We start from the raw sequence: 7,919 nt of genomic DNA on the forward strand, positions 1-7,919 counted from the left end.
GGGCGTACACCCCCTGTACACCCCCCGTGCATACGTTTGGCAGTTTCGCCGCGCTTCGCGCGTCGACCCGCGGGGGGCCAGCCCCCCGCACCCCCCGGGATATTTTTGGAACAAAGAAAACGGGGGCGGGGGTCTGGATCAATGGCTTTCGCGGGTGACGGGGCGGGTATCCTTTCCGACGAGGAAGTCGAGATCGGCACCCTTGTCGGCTTGCAGCACGTGATCGACATACATTTTCGCGTAGCCGCGTGTGTAGTGGGGCGGATCGGGCTGCCATGCGGCGCGGCGGGTGGCGAGCTCTTCATCCGAGATGAGCAATTCCAGCCGGCCTTCGTTGGCGGAGAGGCGGATGCGGTCGCCGGTCTTGACGAGCGCGAGCGCGCCGCCGGCCTGTGCCTCGGGCGAGACATGGAGAACGACCGTACCGTAGGCGGTGCCGGACATGCGGGCATCGGAGACGCGGACCATGTCGCGCACGCCCTGCTGGACGAGTTTCTTGGGGATCGGCATGTTGCCGACCTCCGGCATGCCGGGATAGCCCTTGGGGCCGCAGCCCTTGAGCACGAGGATCGTGTCGGGTGTGACCGGCAGGTCGTCGCGGTCGACATTGGCTTTGAAGTCCTCGATCGAATCGAAGACGTAGGCCTCGCCCTCATGTTCCAGAAGCGCGTCGGTGGCGGCGGAGGGCTTGATGATCGCCCCGTCAGGCGCAAGATTGCCGCGTAGTACGCGCAGGCCCGCCGCCGGTTTCAGCGGATCGTCGAGGGACCGGATGACGTCGCGGTTGTAGCATTCGGCCCCATCGGCATAGGCGGAGATATCGCCGCCGAGGACGGTCTTGGCACTGCGCAGCCGGTCACCCAACTCGTTCAGCACCACGGGCATGCCGCCCGCGTAGCAGAAATCCTCCATCAGGTATTTGCCAGAGGGCATGCAGTTCACCAGCAGGGGAATGTCGCCGCCAAGTTCGAAATCCTTGAGCGTCAGGTCCACCCCGACGCGGCCCGCGATGGCCAGCAGGTGCACAACCGCATTGGTCGAACCGCCCACGGCGGCATTGGCAAGGATGGCGTTTTCAAAGGCTTCGCGGGTCATGACATCGGAGGGTTTGATATCCTCATCGACCATTTCCACGATGCGCTTGCCGGTCAGGTGGGCCAGCGCCATGCGTCTGCTGTCCACGGCGGGCAGCGCGGCGTTGGTGGGCAGGCACATGCCCATCGCCTCGACCAGCGAGGCCATGGTCGACGCGGTGCCCATGGTCATGCAGACGCCTTTGCTGCGCGACATGCCCGATTCGGCGGCCATGAAATCCTGCAAGGTCATCTCGCCCGCGCGCACGGCCTCGGAGAATTTCCACACATCCGTGCCGGAGCCGATATCCTGCCCCTTCCACTTGCCGTTCAGCATCGGGCCGGAACTGACCACGATGGTGGGCAGATCGACGGAGGCCGCGCCCATCAGCTGGCCCGGCGTGGTCTTGTCGCAACCGCCGAGCAGCACGACGCCGTCGATCCCGTAGGCACGGATCGATTCCTCCACATCCATGGCGAGCAGGTTGCGGAACAGCATCGCCGTGGGCTTCATCTGGGTTTCGCCAAGGCTCATCACCGGGAATTCGACGGGGAAACCGCCCGCCTCCCACACGCCGCGTTTGACGCCCTCGGCAAGGTCGCGCAGGCCGGAATTGCAGGGGGTGAGCTCCGACCAGGTGTTGCAGATGCCGATCACCGGGCGACCGTCGAAGGCGTGATCGGGAAAGCCCTGGTTCTTCATCCAGCTGCGGTGAATGAACCCGTCGCGGTCGAGCTTGCCGTACCACCCTGCGCTGCGTCTTGTCTTGGTCATGGTCTTTCGTCCGTTCTGGCCCTCAGGCCGCTTGTCTTACCCGCGCCCATGCGGGCAGCCAGTCGCCATGGGCGGCGAGCAGGTCGCTGACCAGGCTGCGGATCTGGCGCAGGTCCAGTTCGGCGGCGGTATGCGGGTCCATCATGGCCGCGTGGTAGATATGTTCGGGGTTTTCGTCCAGCAGGGCACGGACGGTCAGTTCCTGCACGTTGATCTGGGTCCGCATCAGCGCCACCAGTTGCGGCGGGATATCGGTGACGACCGAGGGCTGCACACCGTTCATGTCCACGAGGCAGGGGGTTTCCACCGCCGCGCCAAGGGGCAGTTGCGGGATCTGGCCGCGGTTGGGCAGGTTGCCATAGGCGGTGAAGGGGCGGTCGGTGACGATGGCGTTCATCATCTCGGCGGCGAATTCGTGGCTTTTGGGCACGTCCATGCTGGCCTGTTGGGCAAGCTCGGCGGCTTGGGTCTTCCATTCGGCCACCTGCTCAATACAGCGCTTGGGGTATTCGTCGAGGGGGATGGAGAACTGCTCGATCAGATCCTCGCGGCCCTCCTTGATGAACCACGGGACGTATTCTGCGAAATGCTCGCTGCTTTCGGTGCAGAAATGGCCCAAGTGGTCCATCACCTCGTAGCGCACCTTGTTGGCGCAGCGGGGCATGAGAAGCGGGGGTTTGGGCAGGCGGCCGGCGCGGTAGCCGTCACGCAGGCGGGGGTAGAGGGAGGCGCCACTGGCGTCTTCGAGGCGCAGGAAGAAGGCGACGTGATTGACGCCCGCGACCTTGTAGCGGATGTCGGCCTCGGCCATGTCGAGATCGTGGGCCAGTTCCTGCACGGTGTTCTGCACGGAATGGCAGAGGCCCACCTGTTTGATCTGCGGAAACCGTTCGGCCAGCGCCCAGGTGTTGATCGCCATGGGGTTCACGTATTGCATCAGCAACGCGTCGGGACAGACGGCGGCCATGTCCTCGGCCACCTTCCACAGATGCGGCACGGTGCGCAGGCCGCGCATGATGCCCCCCACCCCAAGCGTGTCGGCAATGGTCTGGCGCAACCCGTAGGCCTTGGGGATCTCGAAATCGGTGATGGTGCAGGGGTCGTAGCCGCCGATCTGGAAGGCGGTGACGACGAAATCGGCCCCCTCCAGCGCACGGCGCTGGTCGGTGTGGGTGGTCACGCGCGCGCCGGTGCCCATGGTGGCGATCATGCGGCGGGCGAGTTGTTCGGATTCGGCCAGCCGGTCGGCGTCGATATCCATCAGCGCGATCTCTGCGTCGCGCAGCGCCTCGAAATGGAGCATGTCGCCCAAGATGTTGCGCATGAAGATCGTGGACCCGGCCCCGATGAAAGTGAGTTTGGTCATTTGACGGCCCCTAGAGTCAGACCTGCGATGAAGTGGCGTTGCATGGCGAAGAACATGGCCACCGGCGGGATTGCGGCGACGATGCTGCCCGCGCTCATCAGGTGATATTGCGCCACGAACTGGCTGTTGAAGCTGGTGATGCCTGCGGTGACGGGCTGTGCCTCGGGCCCTTGCGTCAGGACGATGGCCCAGAAGTAATCGTTCCAGATGAAGGTGAAGATCAGCACGGACAGCGCGGCGATGGCGGGCCGCATCAGCGGCAGCACCACGTACCAGAAGATGCGCCATTCGGCGACGCCTTCGACCCGCGCGGCCTCGATCAGTTCATAGGGCAGCGCGCGGATGAAGTTGCGCATGAAGAGGGTGCAGAACCCGGTCTGGAATGCGATATGGAACAGGACCAACCCGGTCTTGGTGTCATAAAGCCCGGTCGACACGGTCAGGTCGCGCACCGGAACCATCAGGATCTGGAAAGGCACGAAGTTGCCAGCGATGAACATGAAGAAGATCAGCAGGTTGCCCCGGAACCGGTAGATGCCAAGCGCAAAGCCGGTCATGCAGGACAGGGCCACCGCGCCGATGACCGTAGGCACGGTGATGAAGACCGAGTTCAGCAGGTAGCGCGGCATGTCAGACTCGAAGAACACCCGGCCATAGTTGGCAAAGAGATCGAAGGACGAGGGTATCCCCCAGTAATTGCCGTTGGTGAAATCGCTGAGCGGGCGGATGGAAAACAGCATCACGGCCAGCAAGGGCAGAAGCCACAGGATCAAAGCGAGCGGCAGCAGGGTCTGATAGGTGACCTGCGTGGCGCGGCTGCGTTTCTGGATCGGGGTCGGGAACATCTGTCTCTCCTCGCTCAGTGCCGCGCTTCGCGCTCGTCGCGCCACATCTGCCACAGGAAGTAGCCGATGAAGACCAGCATGATCAGGAACAGCACCACCGCGATGGCGGAGCCATAGCCCATGCGGAACCCGTATTCGGACAGGGCCTGTTCGAACATCATGAAGCTGAGCACACGGGTCGACCCGAACGGTCCGCCATTGGTCATGATGGAAATCAGGTCGAAGCTGCGCAATGCGCCGATGATCGTCACCACGAAGGCGATGAACGTGGCCGGTTTCAGTTGCGGCAGCACCACGTGCCACAGCATTTTCCAGCCCTTGGCCCCGTCCAGCCGCCCGGCCTCGATCTGTTCGGGGTCCACGGCATTCAGCCCGGTCAGGTAGAGGATCATGCAATAGGCGGTCTGCGGCCAGAGCCCGGCGGCGATGATGCCGTAGGTGGCAAGGTCGGGGTCGCCCAACACGTTGATCGAGTCCAGCCCGAAGAAGGTCAGCACCGCGTTCAGCAGCCCCACGCGCGGCAGGTAAAACCACGAAAAGACCAGCCCGACGACCACCTGGCTCAGCACGAAGGGGAAGAAGAACAGCGATTTATAGAGACGGATGCCGGTGACCGTCTGGTTCAGGAACAACGCGATGAACAGGCCTGCCGGAATCGCCAGCAGGTAGAGCGCCAGCCATTTGAGGTTGTTCCAGAGCGAGGTTTCGAAGGCGCGGTCGTCCACAAGCTCGCGGTAGTTGTCGAGGCCGATATAGGTCGCCTCGCCCAGGCCGTCCCAGTCGTAGAGCGAGATGTTGAAGGACTGGAAGATCGGGCTGATCACGTAGACCACGAAGAACAGCAGACCGGGCAGCAGAAACAGCAGCGGCGTGACCGTCATGCGGTTCTTTTGCAGCCAGCTGCGGGTGTCGGTGGCGGGGGTCATGTCCTATCCTCCATTGGACAGCGCATTCGGAAACCGCGCGCGAGGCTATGGCGCGGCTTGCGGATACGCGGGGGATGCGCCCCGCCCCGGTTTAAGGGGCGAGGCGCAGTCTATCAGGGATTATTCGTAGATGCGCTGGCGCGCGTCTTCCAGACGTTCCAGGATATCGTCCAGGTTGTCCGGGAAGACCATGAATTCCTGCAGGCCTTCCATACCGATCGACGCCATTTCCGCTGGCCAGTCACGGTCGAAGAACTGCGCGATGCCGCCGGTGGCGTTCTGGCTGAGCATCGCAAAGCCCTGCTGGATGAATTCATCATCCGCCACTTCCGCGTTCGCGTTCACGGGCAACTGACCAAGGCCATCGGGGCCGTTGATCCGGGACTGAACGTCCGCCGAGGTGACGAAACGCAGGAACTCCTGTGCCGCCGCTACGTTCTGCGCACCCGCGGGGATGTGGAACGTGTCGGTGGGGGCGTCTTCACCCATCGGCATGCCTTCGACGATGGCCGGGAACTGATAGAAATCGATCTGGTCATCGGACAGACCCGCTTCACGCAGATGCGGCACCACGAAGTTGCCCATCAGGTAGGCGGTCGCTTCGCCGTTGACGAAGAAGGGCAGCGCCTCCTGCCAGGAATAGGTCTGGTGGTCGTCGATGAAGGCGCCCATGTCGATCAGGCGGCGCCAGTTGGCGAAGGTTGCGCGCACGCGCTCATCCGTCCAGGCCACTTCCCCGCGGGCCAGTTCCATGTGGAAGTCAAAGCCATTGGTGCGCATGTTCAGGTAGTCGAACCAGCCACCGGCGGTCCACAGGTAACGCGAGCCGATGGTGTAGCAGCTGCGGCCCGAATCCACGATCACCTGACAGTTGGCGATCTCTTCCTCGAAGGTGGTGGGTTCGCTCAGGCCAAGCTCGTTGAAGATGTCCTCGCGGTAGTAGATGCCCCACTGGTAGTAGGTATAAGGCACGCCCCATTGACGGTCGTCGATGGTCATCGCGCCGCGCACCGATTCCAGACCGGCGAAATCGCCCGCGTCCCACATGTCGGTGATATCCATGAACAGGCCCGCATCCACATAGGGGCCCATGCGGTTGGCGGCGTACCAGTTCACCACATCCGGCGGGTTTGCCGTCAGCGCGTTGCGGATCTGGGTTTTCCACGCCTCGCGGTCAACAACGGTCAGCTCGATCTCAAGGCCGGGGTGCAGTTCCCCGAATTCCTCGACCAGCCCTTCCATGATCGCGCGGGGCGCCGGGTTCGACATGTCCGAAAAGATGCGCAGATCACCGGTCAGGCCGTGGCCATCGGCCATCGCCATACCGGAAAGCAGAGTTGTCGCCGCCAGCGCGGCCAGCGGTGTCTTGATGATGGAACGCATAGTGTCCTCCCTTGGTTCCACTTGACGAAACGGTTTCATTATTTGAAACTAGGTTTCTATAGTTGAAAACTAGCCGGACGCCGGATACTGTGTCAACAGTTTCCTCGAAGGCTGAGGATGCGCAGGGGAGGTCTTTCATGGCGAAGTCAGGCGACGGCACGGTCGGCAAGGCATTGGACGTGCTGGATTCTGTCGCTGCGGCGGGGCACCCGGTGAAGTTCACCGAATTGCTGGAAAACAGCGAGCACCCTAAGGCGACCCTCTACCGACTGCTCCAGACGCTGACGAATCAGGGGATGCTGTCGCATGACCCCGACACAGGCAGCTATACGCTTGGCCTGCGGTTGGTGAAGCTGGCCCATTCGGCGTGGAAACAAGCAACGCTGGCAACGGTGGCGCGGCCATATGTGGATGTGCTGGCCGCAAAGGCCGGAGAAACCATTCACCTTGCCCAGATGGAACTGGGGCAGGTTCTGTTCGTCGACAAGCAGAAGATGAGCGACCGGTTCGAGACGCTCGCGCAGACCGGCAAGGTCGCGCCGGGCTATTGCACCGGGGTGGGCAAGGCGATCCTCGCCCATATGACGCCCGAACGGCTGGAACGCGCCCTGCGCCAGCAGTTGTTCCTGAAGAACACGCCATCGACCCATACCAGCCCTGAAACGCTGCTAAAGGAACTGGAGCAGATAAGGGCCGAGGGCGTCGCCTTCGACCGGGAAGAACACGAGGCCGGCATCATCTCGATCGCCGCGCCGATCCTGACAAACGGGGGGCGCGTCATCGGGGCGCTGTCGATTGCGACCTCCACCACCCGCCATTCGCTCGACAGTATCCGGGCATTTCAGCCCGATCTGCTCGAAACCGCCCGCAAGATCGGGGAAGAGGCCACCGCGTGGCAATTCCCCACCGTCAATTGACCCCAGTCTGGGAGGACCAAGGACATGTCCGGTGTAACGCTGAACAAGGTCATCAAGAAATACGGAGAAACGCAGGTGATCCACGGGGTCGACCTGCAAATTGAAGACGGGGAGTTCTGCGTCTTCGTCGGGCCTTCGGGCTGTGGCAAGTCCACGCTGCTGCGGATGATCGCGGGGCTGGAGGAAACCACCGATGGCCAGATCGCCATCGGCGCGCGGGATGTGACCCGGATGGACCCGGCCGAACGCGGTGTGGCGATGGTGTTCCAGACCTATGCGCTCTACCCCCATATGACCGTTGAGGAAAACATGGGCTTCGGGCTGCGCATGAACGGCCACCCGAAGGCCGAGATCAAGGCCAAGGTGGCAGAGGCAAGCCGCGTCCTCAAGCTGGACGAGTATCTGAAACGCAAGCCCAAGGCGCTGTCCGGCGGGCAGCGGCAGCGGGTGGCCATCGGGCGGGCCATCGTGCGGGGGCCGGAAGTGTTCCTGTTCGACGAGCCTTTGTCGAATCTCGATGCAGAATTGCGGGTAGAGATGCGCGTGGAAATCGCCCGGCTGCATAACGAGATCGGCGCGACGATGATCTATGTCACCCATGACCAGGTCGAGGCGATGACGCTGGCCGACAAGA

7 protein-coding genes are annotated in these 7,919 nt (G+C 62.9%); 2 read left to right on the top strand and 5 right to left on the bottom strand.

From position 1 onward, the window contains the following. Positions 1–138: 138 nt before the first annotated feature. The 5 genes from BKY26_RS15315 to BKY26_RS15335 all read right to left on the bottom strand — a co-directional run bounded on the left by BKY26_RS15315 (position 139) and on the right by BKY26_RS15335 (position 6,368). Positions 139–1,848: an IlvD/Edd family dehydratase gene (locus tag BKY26_RS15315; protein WP_071691264.1), complete on the bottom strand. Its 1,710-nt coding sequence runs from the start codon at positions 1,846–1,848 to the stop codon at positions 139–141. Positions 1,849–1,870: 22 nt separating this feature from the next. Continuing rightward, positions 1,871–3,214: an alpha-glucosidase/alpha-galactosidase gene (gene melA, locus BKY26_RS15320; protein ID WP_071691265.1), complete on the bottom strand. Its 1,344-nt coding sequence runs from the start codon at positions 3,212–3,214 to the stop codon at positions 1,871–1,873. Continuing rightward, on the bottom strand, positions 3,211–4,059 hold the full coding sequence (locus BKY26_RS15325) for a carbohydrate ABC transporter permease (RefSeq protein WP_071691266.1): 849 nt from the start codon (positions 4,057–4,059) through the stop codon (positions 3,211–3,213). The genes melA and BKY26_RS15325 overlap by 4 nt, the downstream gene beginning before the upstream one ends. 14 nt (positions 4,060–4,073) lie before the next feature. After that, the gene (locus tag BKY26_RS15330; RefSeq protein ID WP_071691267.1) at positions 4,074–4,985 is read right to left on the bottom strand and encodes a carbohydrate ABC transporter permease; all 912 of its coding nucleotides are present in this window, start codon (positions 4,983–4,985) and stop codon (positions 4,074–4,076) included. 120 nt (positions 4,986–5,105) lie between these two features. Beyond that, positions 5,106–6,368, bottom strand: a complete 1,263-nt coding sequence (locus tag BKY26_RS15335; protein ID WP_071691268.1) for an ABC transporter substrate-binding protein — start codon at positions 6,366–6,368, stop codon at positions 5,106–5,108. A 137-nt stretch (positions 6,369–6,505) separates the two neighbouring features. Between BKY26_RS15335 and BKY26_RS15340 the strand changes: the two genes are divergently transcribed. Both BKY26_RS15340 and BKY26_RS15345 read left to right on the top strand, forming a co-directional pair. Further along, positions 6,506–7,285, top strand: coding sequence for an IclR family transcriptional regulator (locus tag BKY26_RS15340; protein WP_071691269.1), 780 nt, complete (start codon positions 6,506–6,508; stop codon positions 7,283–7,285). 24 nt (positions 7,286–7,309) lie between these two features. Further along, a partial coding sequence (locus BKY26_RS15345; RefSeq protein WP_131541893.1) for an ABC transporter ATP-binding protein occupies positions 7,310–7,919 on the top strand: 610 nt, incomplete at its 3' end.

Source organism: Nioella sediminis, from assembly GCF_001879695.1.
GTDB classification, from domain to species: Bacteria; Pseudomonadota; Alphaproteobacteria; order Rhodobacterales; family Rhodobacteraceae; genus Nioella; species Nioella sediminis.